The sequence below is a fragment of the Plantactinospora mayteni genome (assembly GCF_016862935.1).
GTDB lineage: Bacteria > Actinomycetota > Actinomycetes > Mycobacteriales > Micromonosporaceae > Plantactinospora > Plantactinospora mayteni.
Genome location: NZ_BONX01000036.1, coordinates 257,498 through 274,393 on the forward strand (window position 1 = coordinate 257,498; position 16,896 = coordinate 274,393).

At 72.0% G+C, this 16,896-nt stretch carries 15 protein-coding genes and 1 pseudogene; 8 read left to right on the forward strand and 8 right to left on the reverse strand.

What is annotated here, in order from left to right; translation table 11 throughout:
• Positions 1–159 precede the first annotated feature (159 nt).
• Complete coding sequence (locus Pma05_RS26820) at positions 160–801, forward strand: N-acetylmuramoyl-L-alanine amidase (RefSeq protein WP_239313134.1); 642 nt, start codon at positions 160–162, stop codon at positions 799–801.
• A 92-nt stretch (positions 802–893) separates the two neighbouring features.
• On the opposite strand, the gene Pma05_RS26825 is transcribed toward Pma05_RS26820, so the two are convergent.
• The 4 genes from Pma05_RS26825 to Pma05_RS26840 form a co-directional block, all read right to left on the reverse strand.
• Positions 894–1,604: an ABC transporter permease gene (locus tag Pma05_RS26825; RefSeq protein WP_203860241.1), complete on the reverse strand. Its 711-nt coding sequence runs from the start codon at positions 1,602–1,604 to the stop codon at positions 894–896.
• A 63-nt stretch (positions 1,605–1,667) separates the two neighbouring features.
• A complete protein-coding gene (locus Pma05_RS26830) occupies positions 1,668–2,579 on the reverse strand; it encodes an ABC transporter ATP-binding protein (RefSeq protein WP_203860242.1) in 912 nt (303 codons plus the stop codon).
• The gene (locus Pma05_RS26835) at positions 2,576–3,460 is read right to left on the reverse strand and encodes an ABC transporter permease (RefSeq protein ID WP_203860243.1); all 885 of its coding nucleotides are present in this window, start codon (positions 3,458–3,460) and stop codon (positions 2,576–2,578) included. The genes Pma05_RS26830 and Pma05_RS26835 overlap by 4 nt, the downstream gene beginning before the upstream one ends.
• Positions 3,457–4,449, reverse strand: a complete 993-nt coding sequence (locus Pma05_RS26840; RefSeq protein WP_203860244.1) for an ABC transporter ATP-binding protein — start codon at positions 4,447–4,449, stop codon at positions 3,457–3,459. Before Pma05_RS26840 ends, Pma05_RS26835 begins: the two co-directional genes overlap by 4 nt.
• Before the next feature lie 273 nt (positions 4,450–4,722).
• On the opposite strand from Pma05_RS26840, the gene cysC reads away from it, so the two are divergent.
• The 5 genes from cysC (at position 4,723) to Pma05_RS26865 (ending at position 11,648) form a co-directional block, all read left to right on the forward strand.
• Entirely contained in the window at positions 4,723–6,252 is a 1,530-nt protein-coding gene (gene cysC / locus Pma05_RS26845) for an adenylyl-sulfate kinase (RefSeq protein ID WP_203860245.1), read from the forward strand.
• A gap of 115 nt (positions 6,253–6,367) precedes the next feature.
• The gene (locus tag Pma05_RS26850; RefSeq protein WP_239313137.1) at positions 6,368–8,464 is read left to right on the forward strand and encodes a beta-galactosidase; all 2,097 of its coding nucleotides are present in this window, start codon (positions 6,368–6,370) and stop codon (positions 8,462–8,464) included.
• Positions 8,464–9,243 carry a DeoR/GlpR family DNA-binding transcription regulator gene (locus Pma05_RS26855; protein ID WP_203860246.1) on the forward strand — a complete coding sequence of 260 codons (780 nt, stop codon included), beginning with the start codon at positions 8,464–8,466 and terminating at the stop codon, positions 9,241–9,243. The genes Pma05_RS26850 and Pma05_RS26855 overlap by 1 nt, the downstream gene beginning before the upstream one ends.
• A gap of 109 nt (positions 9,244–9,352) precedes the next feature.
• Positions 9,353–10,423, forward strand: a complete 1,071-nt coding sequence (gene galT, locus Pma05_RS26860) for a galactose-1-phosphate uridylyltransferase (protein ID WP_372441566.1) — start codon at positions 9,353–9,355, stop codon at positions 10,421–10,423.
• Positions 10,424–10,475: 52 nt separating this feature from the next.
• Positions 10,476–11,648, forward strand: coding sequence for a serine hydrolase domain-containing protein (locus Pma05_RS26865; RefSeq protein ID WP_203860248.1), 1,173 nt, complete (start codon positions 10,476–10,478; stop codon positions 11,646–11,648).
• A 124-nt stretch (positions 11,649–11,772) separates the two neighbouring features.
• Here Pma05_RS26865 and Pma05_RS43805 read toward each other — a convergent pair whose 3' ends face one another.
• On the reverse strand, positions 11,773–12,135 hold the full coding sequence (locus tag Pma05_RS43805) for a hypothetical protein (RefSeq protein WP_203860304.1): 363 nt from the start codon (positions 12,133–12,135) through the stop codon (positions 11,773–11,775).
• 66 nt (positions 12,136–12,201) lie between these two features.
• Positions 12,202–13,656: pseudogene (locus tag Pma05_RS44415) on the reverse strand (helix-turn-helix domain-containing protein); the annotation flags it as partial.
• A 216-nt stretch (positions 13,657–13,872) separates the two neighbouring features.
• Here Pma05_RS44415 and Pma05_RS26880 point away from each other — a divergent pair.
• On the forward strand, positions 13,873–14,238 hold the full coding sequence (locus tag Pma05_RS26880) for a hypothetical protein (RefSeq protein WP_203860249.1): 366 nt from the start codon (positions 13,873–13,875) through the stop codon (positions 14,236–14,238).
• On the opposite strand, the gene Pma05_RS26885 is transcribed toward Pma05_RS26880, so the two are convergent.
• On the reverse strand, positions 14,216–15,439 hold the full coding sequence (locus tag Pma05_RS26885; RefSeq protein ID WP_239313142.1) for a sensor histidine kinase: 1,224 nt from the start codon (positions 15,437–15,439) through the stop codon (positions 14,216–14,218). The genes Pma05_RS26880 and Pma05_RS26885 overlap by 23 nt on opposite strands.
• A complete protein-coding gene (locus Pma05_RS26890) occupies positions 15,436–16,092 on the reverse strand; it encodes a response regulator transcription factor (RefSeq protein ID WP_203860250.1) in 657 nt (218 codons plus the stop codon). Before Pma05_RS26890 ends, Pma05_RS26885 begins: the two co-directional genes overlap by 4 nt.
• Before the next feature lie 123 nt (positions 16,093–16,215).
• Between Pma05_RS26890 and Pma05_RS26895 the strand changes: the two genes are divergently transcribed.
• Positions 16,216–16,779, forward strand: coding sequence for a hypothetical protein (locus Pma05_RS26895; RefSeq protein WP_239313145.1), 564 nt, complete (start codon positions 16,216–16,218; stop codon positions 16,777–16,779).
• Positions 16,780–16,896: the final 117 nt, after the last annotated feature.

The following is a 16,896-nucleotide window of genomic DNA, read 5'->3' on the forward strand; positions in this document are numbered from 1 at the left end:
ACGCCATCGCGGCGCTCGCTGAAAATTATCGGCTCGTTGCCTACCGGGTAACGGGCCGTGGCGTTTCTATCCGGACGCGCGACCGAACGGCACCACCCATCCGTTCTCCATCACCCGTGGTTCGGCATCGTCCACCCACACACCCCCGGGGAGGAACCCATGTCCGGCACACCCCTCATGCGCAGACGAACCCTGTTGGCCGCGGCCGCCGGGATCGCCGCCGCACCCCTGCTCGCCAGCCCCGCCCAGGCGGCACCGCCCAAGATCTATCTCGACCCCGGACACGGCGGGACCGACGCCGGCGCGGTAGGAAACGGCCTACAGGAGAAGGCCCTGACCCTCGACATCGCGCTGCGCACCCGCACCGTCCTGGAGAGCAGTTGGGACGTCTCGATCCGGATGTCCCGCACCACGGACATCACCCGCAGCCTGAGCTATCGGAGCAGCGACGCCAACTCCTGGGGCGCCAACATCTTCGTCAGCATCCACATCAACGCCGGTGGCGGCACCGGCTTCGAGAGCTACATCTACCCCACTGCCGGCGCCGCGACCCAGCGGCTCCAGGACGACGTACACGCGGCCGTGCTGAGCAACATGCGGACCCTCGGATCGATCACGGATCGTGGCCAGAAGACGGCGAACTTCCAGGTCCTCCGGGAGACCGCGATGTCGGCGATGCTCACCGAGAACCTCTTCATCGACCGCGCCGCCGACGCCGCCCTGCTCGCCCGCGCGGACTTCCGGCAGGCGGTCGCCGTCGGGCACGCCCGGGGAATCGCCCGCTTCTTCGGCCTCGCCTAGCCGCGTCGGGATCTATCGGCGGGCGGGCTTCGCCGATCGCCGGAACTGGCCGGGGTGGCGGTCCTGAGTGCGGGACCGCCACCCCGGCCGGCTCAGCTCGTCTCGCCGGCCACGCTGAACGTACGCAGCCGGCGGATCGCCAGCAGCGTGAAGCCGACCGTGAAGACCGCACTCATCACGATCGCCACCGGCAGCGACACCGACCCGTCCAGCAGCGCCGTCGGCGCGATCCGGTCGGTCAGGGTCACCACGTAGTGCTGCACCGACAGCACCCTGGTACCGCTGACGATGCTGTTGAGCAGGCCCTCCCAGATCAGCACGTACACCAGGCCGAGCAGCACCGGACGCCGGGTCAGCAGGCTCAGGGCCAGGAAGAACGCCGAGTACGCCAGCGCGCCGACCGCGCTCGCGGCAGCCAGCCCGAGCCCGAAGCGTACGGAGTCGACCAGCACCCCGGCGACGTAGAGCGGTACGGCCACGGTCAGCGCGGTGACCCCGGTCGCCACGGCCAGCTTCGGCAGTACGATCTGCCACCGGGGCAGCGGCTTGGTCAGGATGTGCAGCAGTGTGCCGTCGTCGATCTCGGAACCGAGCACCCCGGTACCGACGATCAGCGCGGTGACCGGGAGCAGGACGCCCAGCCCCAGCCCGTACACGACCGGTTGGCCCCACTGGCCCGGGTCGACGCCGGCCGACCGGGCCAGCACGGCCAGCCCGACCAGCAGCACCGGCAACGGGAAGAGCAGCAGGAACCGGCGCCGCCCGAAGAGCCCACGCGCGGTGATCCAGGTAACAGTCGACATGTCACTCCTTCGTTCGCGACTGCGGGGCTCGCAAAACCGGCTCACTCCTCGCGCTCACGGCCCTCACGCCTCCACCAGGTAGGAGAACACGCTCTCCAGGGACTCGTCCGAGGGCAGCAGCCGGCGTACCCGGATGCCGGAGGCCAGCGCGATCTTCGGTAGCGCCCGGGTGAAGCTGCCGTAGTCGCCGGCCCGGACGGTCAACCCGTCCCGGGTGACGTCCACCCCGTTCACCGAGGGCTGGCCGATCAACTCCACTGCCAGCCGCCGGTCGTCGCTGGACTGCACCGCGAAGACGTGCGGCCGGTTGGTCATCAGCCGCCGGATGGTCCGGAAGTCGCCGGAGGCGGCCAGCCGGCCCGAGACGATCACCTGGACGGTGCCGGAGACCTGCTCGACCTCCTCCAGGATGTGCGAGCTGAACAGGATCGTCCGACCCTGCTCGCCGAGCGAGTGCAGCAGCTCCATCATGTGCAGCCGCTGCCTCGGGTCCATCCCGTTGAACGGCTCGTCCAGCAGCAGTACCTCCGGGTCGTGCACCAGGGCGGCGGCGACCCGGGCCCGCTGGCGCATGCCCTTGGAGTACGTGCCGATCCGGCGGTCCTGCGCATCGGTCAGCTCGACCAGTTCGAGCGCCCGCCGGGCCGCCGCCTCCGGCTGGGCCAGCCGGTGCAACTGGGCACTGGCCAGCGCGAACTCGTACGCGCTGAGGAAGTCGTAGACCGACTCCCGCTCGGTGACCAGGCCGAGTCGCCGGTAGACCGCCGGGTTGCCCCAGGTGGGTTCGCCGTCGAGGGTCACCGTGCCCTTGGAGGGGGCCAGGAACCCGGCCATCATGTGCAGCACGGTGGTCTTGCCGGCACCGTTCGGCCCGAGCAGCCCGGTCACGCCGGAGCCGAGGTTCATCGACACGTCGTTGACGGCCACCACGTTGCCGTACCAGCGGGAGACCCCGGCCAGTTCCACGTTACTCATTTAGCGGCGACCTTCCGGTAGCGGGCGAGCAGCAGCAGGGCTCCGGCGACGACCAGGCCGAGCGCGACCAGGCCGTACAGCGGGCCGTACGGGCCGACCCCGACCTCACCGCTCCGCTCGAACGCCCAGTCCCCGATCCCGCTGACCAGGGTGACCGGGCTGGCCAGTCCGCCGAGCTGGCTCGCCGCCTCGTACGGCAGCACCGACAGCACCACGACCACCGGGCTGGTCAGCAGGAACGCCCCGACGATCGCCCCGGCCGCGACGGCCCGGCGCCGGACCAGGGAGGCGACCAGCAGTGCCAGCACGGAGTAGACGATCGCGTGTACGGCGACATAGCCGAGCGCCGGCAGGAAGTCACCGAGTTCGTCCCAGACCGCCCCGATGCCGTCGACCATGAACGCGGCACCCGCGAACATCACCGTCAGCGGTACGCCGAGCAGCAGGAACGTCGCCGAGGTCAGCGCGGCCAGCTTGACCAGCGCGTAGTCCGAACGGTGCAGCGGTCGGGCGAAGTACAGCGGCAGTACCCCGCTGTGCAGGTCCCGGGAGGCGAGTTCGGGCGCGACGATGGCGGTGAAGAAGATGATCAGCACGCTGAGCATCTCGGGGAACTCCGCGTAGCCCAGCGCCGCCTCACCGGTCTGGGCCCGGATCGCGGTCAGCACCGCGGCGATCATCCCGACCACCCCGACGATCAGCCAGGGGAAGATCTTCGCCTTGATGGTGCGGCCGAGGCCGAAGGCGGTACGCAGGCTGTGCAGGTAGAGCGCGCCGACCAGGTGCCGCCGGCCGAGCCGGGCGCCGTCGTACCGCTGGTAGCCGATGTCGTGGATGACCCCGGCCGGGCGGTCGGTCTGCGGAGCGTCGAGCGTGGTCATCTGGCGCCCTCCAGGGCGGTGCCGGCACCGGTCGACTCGGAAACCCGGGCCGGGTCGGTGGCGAAGAGTTCGACGACCCGGTGCCGCCGCTGGTCGAGCCGGTGCAGCGGCAGGTCCAGCTCGGCCACCGCGGCCAGAATCAGGTCGTACGTCTTGTCGAGTGCCGAGTCCCCCGCCCCGACACCGGCGGAATCCGGGTCGAGTACGGGTACCAGCAGCAGCCGGTTGTCCCGGCGGACGGGCAGGCCGACGGCGGCGAGCCGGGCGGCCAACTCGTCGGTGCCCTCGCTCACCTCCACCGAGAGCACCTCGGTCACCGCGGTCATGTCGGAGAGTTGTGCCGACCGGAGCAGCCGGCCGCCCTCGATCGCGACGAGCGCGTCGCAGATCCGTTCGACCTCGCCGAGCAGGTGCGAGCAGACCAGCACCGAGATGCCGAACTCGGTGCCGATCCGCTCGATCAGCCCGAGCATGGCGTCCCGGCCGGCCGGGTCCAGCCCGTTGGTCGGCTCGTCGAGCAGCAGCAGGTCCGGGTCGTGCACCAGCGCCTGGGCCAGCTTGACCCGCTGTTTCATGCCGGTGGAGTAGCCGCCGACCTGGCGGTAGCGCTCCTCGTAGAGGCCGACGTGCCGCAGCGTCTCGGAGGCCCGCTCCCGGGCGGTCGTCTTGGGCAGCCCGCTCATTCGTCCCATATGCGTGACGAACTCCGCGGCCGACAGGTCCGGCGGCAGGCAGTCGTGCTCGGGCATGTAGCCGACCCGGGCCCGGACCTGGTGCCCGTCCACCGTCGGATCGAGGCCGAGTACCCGGGCCTCTCCGCCGGTCGGCTCCAGCAGGCCGAGCATGATCTTGATAAAGGTCGACTTGCCCGCACCGTTGGCTCCGACCAGACCGACGATGCCCGGCTCGACGGTGACCGTCAGGTCGGACAACGCGGTCACCCGATTGCCGTACGTCTTGGTCAGCGACTGGGTCGCGATCAGTGTCACGGTGCCAGGGTAGGGCCGGAGGCACACCTCGGAGGTCCGGAAACCACCCTGGAAGTACCCTGAATCGGCGGGCGCCGGCAGCCGCTTCCCCTAGGGGCCGGGGTGGGACCTTCGTCCAGCGCCGCCGGGCCACGCCCGGTTGGGTAACCTCCTGATGGCCACCGACCGAACAGGGCGCGACCGATCCAGGCGTCCAAACGGGAGTGGCGGTCTCGACCGATCGGCAGCCGGCTGAGAAACTGTGTGCCGGCCGGCCGGGAGTTGGGGGTGCGGATGAGCAACGGGTGGGTGCTGCCCGATGAGTTGCTGCGTGACGCTCCGGCGTACACGCCGCGCCCGTATGAGCTGGCCGACCTGGAGTTGCTGCTCTCCGGAGCGTACGCCCCGCTCGCCGGTTTCATGGGCCGGGCCGACCTGACCTCGGTGGCCCGGCGCGGCCGGCTCGCCGACGGCTCCTCCTGGCCGGTACCGGTGACCCTCCAGGTCCCGGCCGACCTGGTCAGCGGCCTCGACCTGAACAACCCGGTGGAGCGTGGCCTGGTCCTCACCGACCCGGAGGGGGCGCCGACCGCGCTGCTGGAGGTCGCCGACCTCTGGCCCACCACCCAGGGCTGGTTCGGCGTCGGCGGCCCGGTACGCCGGATCGGCGACGGCGGGCACGGCCCGTTCCAGCGGCTCCGCCGGGCCCCGGCCGAGGTCCGGGAGCTGCTGCCGCCGGGCCGGGTGCTCGGGGTGATCGCCGACCGCCCGCTGCACCGGCCGCAGCTCGCGCAGATCGCCCACGCGGTCCGGACGCTCGCCGCCCACCTGCTCATCCTGATCCCGGTCGCCAACACCAGCCCGGACGGGCTGCCGCCGGAGGTCCTGGTCCGGAGCATCTTCGGGGCCCGGGACCGGATGCCCCCGGCCACCATCGTCGCGGTGCCGATCGCCCGGCGCGGCGACGACATCTGGGACGCGCTGCTCCGGGCCCGGGTGGCCCGGGCGTACGGCGTGACCCACGTGCTCTCCACCACCGAGATGCTCACCGGTGGCGGGCTGCGCATGCTGGTCCCCCGTGAGCTGGCCTACGACAACCGGGACGGCCAGTGGCGGTGGCGGGACGACATCCCGCCGCGCAACCGGCGGCTGCCGCTGGCCCAGGAGGAGATCGAGGACCTGCTCGACCGGGGCTTCCCGCTGCCGGAGTGGCACACCCCGCCTACGGTCGCCAAGGAGCTGACCCGGGCCCGGCCGCCCCGCCGGCACCGGGGTCTGGTGGTCTTCTTCACCGGGCTCTCCGGCTCGGGCAAGTCGACCATCGCCCGGGGGCTGGCGGACGCGCTGCGGGAGAGCGGGGACCGCACGATCACCCTGCTCGACGGTGACGTGGTCCGCCGGGAACTCTCCGCCGGGCTGGGCTTCAGCCGGGCGGACCGGGATCTGAACGTACGCCGGATCGGCTGGGTCGCCGCCGAGGTCGCCCGGCACCGGGGTCTCGCCATCTGCTGCCCGATCGCGCCCTACCACCGGGCCCGGTCGATCGCCCGGGAGATGGCCCGGTCGGCCGGGGCCGGATTCGTACTGGTGCACGTGGCCACCCCGCTGGCGGTCTGCGAGCGGCGGGACCGCAAGGGCCTGTACGCGCGCGCCCGGGCCGGCCAGCTCACCGGGATGACCGGCATCGACGACCCGTACGAGGAGCCGACCGACGCCGACCTGGTGCTCGACACCACCGACCTGACGGTGGAGGAGTGCGTACGACTGCTGCTCGCACACCTGACCGAGACCGGCTGGGTCGAGTCCCGCATGCAACCCGCCTGACGCGCCGCTACCCCCTACCCCGCCGCCCCGCCGCAGGTACACCACTTACGCGGGTACTCGCCCGGGCGCTAGTGTGCGTATCTGTTGGATTGCGTGCGAGCGCGTTGGAGGCGGTGTGGGCGCTCTGGTGCCGAACGTCGAGGGCCTGAGCTACGGCGGGGACTACAACCCGGAACAGTGGCCCGAGGAGGTCTGGCCGCAGGACGTGGCGCTGATGCGGGAGGCCGGGGTCAACCTGGTCACCGTCGGCGTCTTCGCCTGGGCCTGGCTCGAACCGGCCCCCGGGCGGTACGACTTCGACCGGCTGGACCGGATCATGGACCTGCTGCACGCCGGCGGGATCAGGGTCTGCCTGGCCACCGCCACCGCCTCGCCACCGCCCTGGTTCTCCCACGCCCACCCGGAGACGCTGCCGGTGGACCCGGACGGGCGGCGGCTGACGTACGGCAGCCGGCAGGCGATCTGCGCCAGTTCACCGGTCTACCGGCAGGCCGCGCTGGCGCTGACCGAGCGGCTCGCCCGGCGCTACGCCGCGCACCCGGCCCTGGCGGTCTGGCACGTACACAACGAGTACGCCTGCCACAACGCGCACTGCTACTGCGACACCTCGGCCGAGGCGTTCCGCGGCTGGCTCCGGCACCGGTACGCCGACCTCGACGGCCTCAACGCGGCCTGGGGTACGGCGTTCTGGTCGCAGACGTACACCGACTGGGCGCAGGTGCAGCCGCCCCGGGCCACCCCGACCTCGGCCAACCCCGCTCAGGTGCTGGACTTCAAGCGGTTCAGCTCGGACGAGCACCTGGCCTGCTTCGCCGCCGAACGGGACGCGCTGCACCGACTCTCCCCCGGCGTACCGGTCACCACCAACCTGATGACCGCGAGCTGCGTCAACCTGGACTACTGGGCCTGGGGCCGGGAACTGACCGGCCCGGACCGGCTGCTCTCCAACGACCACTACCTGCTCGGCGAGTACCCGCTCGAACCGCCGGCCCAGATCGCCTTCGCCGCCGACCTGAGCCGGTCGCTGGCCGGCGGCCCGTGGCTGTTGATGGAGCACTCCACCAGCGCGGTCAACTGGCAGCCGCGCAACCTGGCCAAGCCGGCCGGGCAGCTCGTCCGGGACGCGCTGGCGCACGTTGCCCGGGGCTCCGAGGGGGCGCTCTTCTTCCAGTGGCGGGCCAGCCGGGCCGGCTCGGAGAAGTGGCACTCGGCGATGCTGCCGCACGCCGGCACCGACTCGAAGATCTGGCGCGAGGTGGCGCAGCTCGGCCGACACCTGCGGGCGCTGGCCGAGATCGAGGGCTCCCGCACCGAGGCCGAGGTCGCGGTACTGCTGGACTATTCCAGCGTCTGGGCCCAGGAGGCGGCCAACCAGCCGAGCACCGACATGGTGGCCTTCGACGAGATCCGCCGCTGGCACAGCGCGCTGTGGCGGGCCGGGATCACCGCCGACCTGGCCCGGCCGGACGCCGACCTGACCGGCTACAAGCTGGTACTCGCCCCCGCGCTCTACCTGGTCGACGACGCCGCGACCGCCAACCTGTCCGGGTACGTCCACTCCGGCGGCACCCTGGTGGTCGGCCCGTACAGCGGGCTGGTCGACGAGTGCGACCGGGTCCGCCCGGCGCCCCTGCCCGGTGCCTTCGCCGAGCTGCTCGGCATCCGGGTCGAGGAGTTCTTCCCGCTCCCCACCGCCGGCACGGTACGCCTGGACGACGGCACCTCGGCAGCGGTCTGGACCGAGGCGCTGGCCGCACCGGACGCCGAGGTGCTGGTCAGGTACGACAACGGGCCGGTCACCGGCGGTCCGGCGATCACCCGCCGGGCCGGGGACGGCGGCGGCACCGCCTGGTATCTGGGCACCCGGCTGGAGCAGACCGCCCTCGGCCGGCTGCTGGCCCGGGTCGCGGACGAGGCCGGTGCCGGGCCAGCCGGACCGGCCGTACCCGGGGTGGAGCAGATCCGGCGACGGCACCCGGACGGGCGGTCGTACCTCTTCCTGCTCAACCGCTCCGACCGGCCGGCGGAGGTCGACGCGGCCGGGACCGACCTGCTGACCGGCACCCGATGGTCCGGGCCGACCCAGGTCGAGCCGCATGGCGTCGCGGTGCTGGCCGAGGCCGAGCCGCGCGATGTCGCGGTGCTGGCCGAGGCCGAGCCACACGGCGTCGCGGTGCTGACCGAGGCGGTGCTGGCGGACGGGGCGGCCTGATGCTGGCCCAGCAGCGCCAGGAGGCGATCCTCGACCGGGTCCGCACCGCCGGCGGGGTCCGGGTGACCGAGCTGGCCGGCGAGTTCGGCGTCTCCGACATGACCATCCGGCGCGACCTGGAGGCGCTGGCCGAACGCGGCCTGCTGGCCAAGGTGCACGGCGGGGCGACCACCGCCCGGCCCGGCTCGACCGACGAGCCGGGCTTCGCGGCCAAGTCGGTGCGGCAGCGCACCGAGAAGGCCGCCATCGCGGCCGAGGCCGCCCGGCTGGTCACCCCCGGGATGGCGATCGCGCTCTCCGCGGGTACGACCACCGCCGAACTCGCCCGCCGGCTGGCCGGGGTACCGGCGCTGACCGTGGTGACCAACTCGATCCCGGTCGCCGAGGTCCTGCACCGGTCCGGCCGACCCGACCAGACGGTGGTGCTCACCGGCGGGATCCGGACCCCGTCCGACGCGCTGGTCGGGCCGGTGGCGGTGGCCACCATCCGCTCGCTCCACCTCGACCTGGTCTTCCTCGGCGTGCACGGGATGAGCGAGCGGGCCGGGTTCAGCACCCCGAACCTGCTGGAGGCGGAGACCAACCGGGCACTGCTGGCCGCGGCCGACCGACTGGTGGTGCTGGCCGACTCCACCAAGTGGGCGACGGTCGGCATCTCTTCCTTCGCCGAACTGGCCGAGGCGCACACCGTGGTCTCCGACACCGGCCTGCCCGACCCGGCCCGCGAGACCGTCCGGGCACACGTATCAGAACTACTGCTCTGTGAGGTAACCCCGTGAGCCTGCTGTCTGAGGTGGCGCCGTGAGGCCGTGCTGTGAGGTGGCGTTGTGAGGCTGTGCTGTGAGGTGGCGCCGTGAAGCTGTGCTGTGAGGCTGCGCTGTGAGGCGGATGGCGGTCGAGCTGGCCGACGGACGCGAGCTGATCTACTTCGACGAGCGCCCGGACGCGGTCCGGGAGGGGCCGGACCGGCGGGACCTGCCGCCGCCGCCACCCGCCTCGCAGCTCCGGTACGACCCACTGGTCGACGAGTGGGTCGCGGTCGCCGCGCACCGGCAGGGCCGGATCTTCCTGCCGCCGAGCGACCAGTGCCCGCTGTGTCCGTCCACTCCGGAGCGATCCAGCGAGATCCCGGCGTACGACTACGACGTGGTGGTCTTCGAGAACCGCTTCCCGTCCTTCAGTGACCGGCCCGGTGACCCGCCCGGCCAGATCACCCCGTACACGGCGGTTCGGCCGGGGACGGGGCGGTGCGAGGTGGTCTGTTTCACCGCCGACCACTCCGCCTCGTTCGGCACCCTGCCGCCGCGCCGGGTGCGTACCGTGCTGGAGGCGCTCGCCGACCGTACCGCCGCGCTGTCCGGGCTACCCGGGGTGGAGCAGGTGTTCTGCTTCGAGAACCGGGGGGTGGAGATCGGGGTGACCCTGCACCACCCGCACGGCCAGATCTACGCGTACCCGTTCCTGCCGCCGCGCAGCCGGGCGATGCTGACCGCCGCGCGGCGGCACGCGGAACGCACCGGCGGGCGCAACCTCTACGCCGACGTACTCGCCGCCGAACGGGCCGCCGGAGAGCGGGTGGTGCTGGCCAACGAGCACTGGACGGCGTACGTGCCGGCCGCCGCCCGCTGGCCGTTCGAGGTGCACGTCGCGCCGCACCGGCCGGTACCGGACATCCCGGCGCTGGACGACGCCGAGCGGGACGCCTTCGGACCGCTCTACCTGGACCTGCTGCGCCGGCTCGACCGGCTCTTCGACCGGCCGCTGCCGTACATCTCGGCCTGGCACCAGGCACCGGTGCACGCCGACCCGGCCCTGGCACACCTGCACCTCCAGGTGTTCAGCATCCGGCGGGCGGCGGACAAGCTGAAATACCTGGCCGGTTCGGAGTCGGCGATGGGGGTCTTCGTCAACGACATCCCACCGGAGCGGGCCGCCCAACTGCTGCGCAACGCCGGCTGAACCCGGTACGCCCATCCGCTTTTTGTCGGTGCCGGGTCGTAGGCTGCCCGCCATGACCGACTCGACCACGCCGGACCGGCTGCACGCGGCGATGGCGGCCCGGGTCGCCCGTGCCGACCTGCCCGGCCTGGTCACGGTGGTGGCCCGGGGCGACCAGGCGCGGATCGACCCGATCGGCACGCTGACGCTCGGCGGCACCGCCCCGATGCGCCCCGACACCATTTTCCGGATCACCTCGATGACCAAGCCGGTACTCGGGGTCGCCACCATGATGCTGGTCGAGGAGGGTCGGCTGGCGCTGGACGAGCCGGTCGACCGGCTGCTGCCCGAGTTGGCCGGGCGGGGAGTGCTGCGCCGGCTCGACGGCCCGCTCGACGACACCGCGCCGGCCGCGCGGCCGAGCACCGTCGAGGACCTGCTGACCTTCCGGATGGGGCACGGCCTGCTCTTCGAGCCGAGCTTCCAACCGGGGTACCCGATCGTCACCGCCACCGACGCGCTGGGGCTGGCGATCGGGCCGCCCGATCCGCGCACCCCGCACGGACCGGACGAGTGGCTCCGACGCTTCGGCACCCTGCCGCTGATGCACCAGCCCGGCGAGCACTGGCAATACGACTCGGCCGCCGAGGTGCTGGGCGTGCTGGTGGCCCGGGCCGCCGGCCGGTCCCTGCCGGAGTTCCTCGCCGACCGGATCTTCGCACCGCTCGGCATGGTCGACACCGGTTTCACGGTGCCCGCCGCGCACGCCGACCGGCTCGCCGGGCTCTACGCGGGCGATCCGGCGACCGGCGCCCCGGCCGAGCAAGAGGTCTCCGGTCCGGGCGAGTGGGCGGCGCCGCCGGCCTTTCCGTCCGGCGCGAACGGGCTGGTCTCGACCGCGCCGGACTATCTGGCCTTCGCCCGCCTGCTGCTGCGCAAGGGGGTGCACCAGGGCCGGCGGCTGCTGTCGGAGCACTCGGTCGAGCTGATCACCAGCAACCACCTGACACCGGAGCAGATCGCCGCCGGTGGCCCGGTGCTCGACGGCTACGGCTGGGGCTACTGCGTCTCCGTCGCCGTCACCCCCGACGAGGCGTCCCCGGTCCCCGGCGGCTACGGCTGGACCGGTGGCTACGGCACCTCCTGGTTCACCGACCCAGACCGGGACCTGATCGCGATCGTGTTGACCCAGACCACCGACTTCCTGTTCGACGGCGGGCTGGCCGAGTTCCGGAAACTGGCCTGAGCCGGCCCGTGACGAGGATTCGCCTCAGGTGAGTCGCGAGGCGCGAGCCGTGGTCTGCGCCACTGCCGAGTTGGCACCAGCAATGCCGTGATTCAACGAGCGTTCGATAGCGCGCGGGTCTTTCTCAACCTCGGCGCTGCTCGATGCTCTCGAAGATGTCGGCGTCGGTCTCCCGCTGCCACGGCGGCAGATCCGGCCAGTCCGCCACGTACGCCGGCTTCGGGTCGGGGAAGTGTCTGAAGATCTGGCCGATCCAGCAGAGCGCGACGAACCGGCTCTTCTGCTCCCGGCTCAACCTCGCGGTACGACCGTCCGTGGCAGCGACGAAGGCACGCACCTGCTCCTCGACAGCCGCCGCGCTTGCCCGCTCCCAGTCGGGGGTTTCCGCCCATGGCGCGACGTACCCCGGCTTCGGCTCCCCCGGGTAGTGCCGGTGGACACCGGCGATCCACGCCTCCCGGAAGGCCCGCCCCGGCTCGTCTGGCATGCGCTGCTCCTCACTGTCGGGCTCGGCGAACTGGCCGATCTCACGGTCGATCCGACCGACATGTCGATCGGTGGTAAGTAATCCCAGCTGTCTCCGCAACCCGTGGAGCCTACGGGTGAGGACACCTGATCCGGTCTGTCGGGCGACGACGAGGGCCGCGTCCGCGTACATGACCAGGCGATCAGGGTCCCGAAGCTGCACCCCGACATGGGCGAGATCGACGAGTACGCCGCCGTGACGACGAAGGGAAAGATCCTTGTCGAGGGCTTCCAGGAGAGCGGGCTCCGCGAGATCCGGCCGCCGGAGTTGGACGTAACAGGTACCTCGTTGCTCTGCCAGGCGTGAGCCGTCGAACCGGAGCCACCCGCCGTTCTGGAACTGGCCGCCCAGCCCGGCCACGCGTTCCGCCCGGTCGAGAGCACGGGCACACGAGTCCAGATCACCGACACCAGCAGCAGCTTCCGCGAGGACGGCGTCGATCCAGTACCTCGTGGAGAGCCCCGCGTCACCGCGCGACGCCAGTCGGCCGGCGACGTCCAGCATCGAAAGAGCGTGCGCCGGCTGTCGCTCGTAGACGCTGATGAAGGCATGCCGGGTCATGGCACAGGCCCACAGGTCGAAGTCGGTCGCCTCCCGACCGGCGACGGCCGCCGAGACGTAATAGTTGGCGGCGTCGACATAGTGGTTGCCGTCGAAAAGCACCTCTCCGGCAAGCTGGAGAAGGTCGCCACTCAGCCCGCAGAGGCGGCTGCGGGTCGCGGTCCCGCGCGCCTCATACAACGCGCCGAACAAGGTGTCTAGCTGCTGCGAGACCAGCGGCAAGACGGTGCTCTTGCGCTTTGCCGAGCTGAACACCGTCCATAGTTGACGATTCACCGCGCCGTACGCGTCCAGGGCTGCCGCGTCCAGCCGTCGCGGGTCGGCGGCGACGTACTCCAGCCGGTCCAGGTCGAGCCGATCCTCCAGGTCAGCCGCCGTCAGGGCCGGTGCGGCAAGGCTCAGCAGGCGCAGCAGCTCGCGGCGGTGCATATCCTCGACCCCCGATGATGATGTCCCACGGGCATGCTCCTGCCCATCTCCACTCCCGCCTGCCTCGGGATGGCGCCCGATCTGCTCGTCGGCCTCGCGCGCAGACTGCTCCGGCAGCTTGAACCAGAGTAGGCCGGCCGGGATGCCGAGCGTCCTCGCCCACCGCGCCAGCCTGTCCAGGTCCTTCATCGCCGATCCACCCTCGATCCGGCTCAACTGAGCCTGGGTGATGCCCACCCAGCCGGCGACAATCTCCTGTCGGATGGTTCGACCGTGGAAGCGATGATGCCGATAGGCGGCGATGACCTGCCCCATGTTCCAGGTTGCGAGGGCATCCCGCATCTCATCGGTGTCCCAGAAGTTGACGGGTACGTCTGGCGGGCCGGCCGCGAGACCGCGCGTCTTCGACTGGCAGGCCGCGCACTGGTGTTGCCGGTTGTCTCGGGCGAGGCGGGTCCCGCAACGGCAGTAGCGCACGGTTCGGTTCGTCATCGCTCTGCCCGGCTCATCGTGGACGTGACTCCGTTACATCTACGGATGGTCTATCACTCTACGTGCATACGACGATGCCGCGAATACATGTCACGCATACTCCGCTCGACACAGGCCCGCCCGTCCGCAGGTCGCACCCTCAAATGGACACATCGCATGGCCACCCGCACCACCCGACGTCGGGCGAGCGGATGGCCCGAACCAGATGGAGGAGAAGTGATCACCAACTCCGTGGCACATCCGCCCTGGTGTTCGGCGTCCTGCCCGGTCACCTCGGCCAACCCCACCGGTCTGCACATGTCCCGCGTGCACACCATCGAACCCGTGGGTCACGAGCCGCTTCGGCTCGCCGCGTTCGTCAGCGGTCCGAGCCTGCCGCAGGGTACGCCCGCCACGGTCCTCGTGGAGGCCTACGACGACGCCGATGACCCGAACGAGCCCTGTGCCGTACTCGTGCTGTCGCCACGCCAGGCGGGTGGCCTGGCCGACGGGCTGCGCTCGCTGGCCGGCACCACACACGCTGGTAACCGACGCGGTGATCCGGCGGCGGCGGAGCCGGTCAGCCGGCCGTGGGCAGGGTGACCGTGACCACCAGGCCGCCGCCGGGGCGAGGTTCGGCGTCCACCGTGCCGCCGTGCGCCCGGGCGACCGCCCGTACGATCGACAGCCCCAGCCCTGCGCCGGGCGGGTTGCCGGCGAGCCGGTCGCCGCCGAGCCGCCGGAACGGTTCGAAGAGGCTCGCTATCTCATACCGGGCCACCACCGGCCCGGTGTTCTCCACCCGGACCCACACCGTGCCGTCCGGGCCGGTACCGCTGCCGACCCGTACCCAGCCGTGCTCGGGGACGTTGTGCCGGACGCCGTTCTCGACCAGGTTCTGCACCAGTCGTTCCAGCAGCACCGAACTGCCGGTGGTGGGCGCCTCGGCCGCCTCGGCGCGTACGGTCACCGGGCCGGGGGGCACCTGCGCGACGACGTGTTCCACCACGTCCGCCAGATCCACATAGGAGCGTTCGGCCACCTCGTGCTCCGATCGGGCCAGCAGCAGGAGTCCGTCGATCAGCCGTTCGTGCCGGGCGTTGACCGCCAGCAGCGTACTGCCGAGCTGGCGCAACTCGGGCGAGGCCGAGTCGGGGACGACCAGCACCTCCAGCAGGGTCCGGTTCAACGTCAGCGGGGTACGCAGTTCGTGCGACGCGTTGCCGATGAACCGCCGTTGGCTGTCGAACGCGTGGTCCAGCCGGGCCAGCATCAGGTCGAAGGTGTCGGCGAGTTCCCTGATCTCGTCCGGCGGACCGGTCAGCGCGATCCGTTCGTGCAGGCCACGGTCGGCGTCCGGCGCGCTGGCGATCCGCCGGGCCGTCTCGGTGACCCGGTGCAGCGGCTGGAGCAGCCGGCCGGCGATCAACCAGCCGAAGGCGGTCGCGGCGGCACCGACCACCACCAGCGCGATCCCGCCCTGGGTGAGCAGCGCCTCCAGGGCGTCCTGTCGGGCCTGGCCGGTTGCCCGGGTCACCTGCTCCATCTCGTCCGCCGACGGCAGCCCGACCTCGCCGTCCCGGGCCGGGGCGATGGCGTCGACCCCCATCTCGGGCGACGGCGTCGGACTCCCGGAGGGCGGTCCGACCCGGTTGAAGGTGAAGGTGGAGTTCTGCGGCAGCCGCTGCGACATCAGGGCGTACGTCACGCCGAGCAGCAGCAGGCCGGCGAGCAGGAACAACCCGCCGTAGACCAGGGTGAGCCGGGCCCGGATGGTCAGCCTGGCCGGCGAGAGGCGTCTCACGGGATCCGGTACCCCACTCCCGGCTCGGTCAGCACGATCGGCGGGTCGCCGAGCTTGCGGCGCAGCTTGAGGATCGCCATCCGTACCGCGTGGGTGAACGGGTCGGCGTGCTCGTCCCAGGCCTTCTCCAGCAGTTGTTCGGCGGAGACCGCGGCACCGTCGGCGCGGAGCAGCTCGGCGAGTACCGCGAACTCCTTGCGGGACAGCGGGACGTACCGGCCGTCCCGGTAGACCTCGCGGCGGTACGGGTCGAGGCGTACCCCGGCACGTTCCAGCACCGGCGGCGCGGCCGACCGGGCCCGGCGGCCGAGCGCCGCCACCCGGGCGGCCAGTTCCCGGAACGCGAACGGCTTCGGCAGGTAGTCGTCCGCGCCCAGGGCCAGCCCGGTGACCCGGTCGTCGATCCCGGCGGCGGCGGTCAGCATCAGCACCCGGACCGGGGAGTCGTGCCGGACGATCGCCCGGCAGACCTCGTCGCCGTGCACCACCGGCAGGTCACGGTCGAGCACCACCACGTCGTAGTCGTGCACGCCGACCCGCTCCAGCGCGGCACCGCCGTCGTGCACCACGTCGACCGCGTGGGCGTCCCGGCGCAGCCCCTGGGCCACCGTGTCGGCGAGCAGCCGTTCGTCCTCGACCAGCAGGATCCGCATCCGCCCATGGTGACCCGGGCCAGGTAACCGGGGTGTCAACGCTTTCCGTGACGCCCGGGAAAGGTGCCGCCGGCTCTACTCGGTACGGCCGGCGACCGTCCGGCCGAACGGAGGTGTACCACGATGCGGATCAGGACCGGTCTGCTGCTCGGTCTGCTGCTACTGGGTGGCGTGGCCGGGTGCGGCGGGGCCGACCAGGACCCGGAGATCGCCACGGCCGGCGGTCCCGCCGCCAGCGCCAGCGGTAGCGCGGGACCGGCACCGGTCGACGAGGCCGAGCGGGCTCGCCGCTTCGGCCAGTGCATGCGGGACAACGGGGTACCGGACTTCCCCGATCCGGAGATCGAGGGCGGGGCGATCCGGATGCGGGCGCCGGAGGGCGCGGACCGGGCGAAGATGGAGGCGGCACAGCAGAAGTGCAAGGAGTACCTGCCCAACGGGGGTGAGCCGCCGAAACTGGACCCGCAGGCGCAGCAGAAGATGCGGGAGTACGCCCGCTGCATGCGGGAGAACGGCGTCCCGAGGTTCCCGGATCCGGGGGCGGACGGCGGGATCCGGATCGAGGGCGGGTCCGACCTCGACCCGCAGTCGGAGAGTTTCAAGGCCGCCGAGCAGGCGTGCGCGGGGCACCGCCCGGAGCCGTCGGGCGGGGCGGAGGGGGGCCAGCGCACCGACAGCCAGGGTTGACCCCACCCCGGCCGGGCCGGCGGTACCGGGTTCGACGGGCCGGGTTCGACGGGCCGGGTAATCGCTCGGGCTCGGCCGGGCGATTGCTCGGGCTCGGCCGGGCAACTCGACGAACCC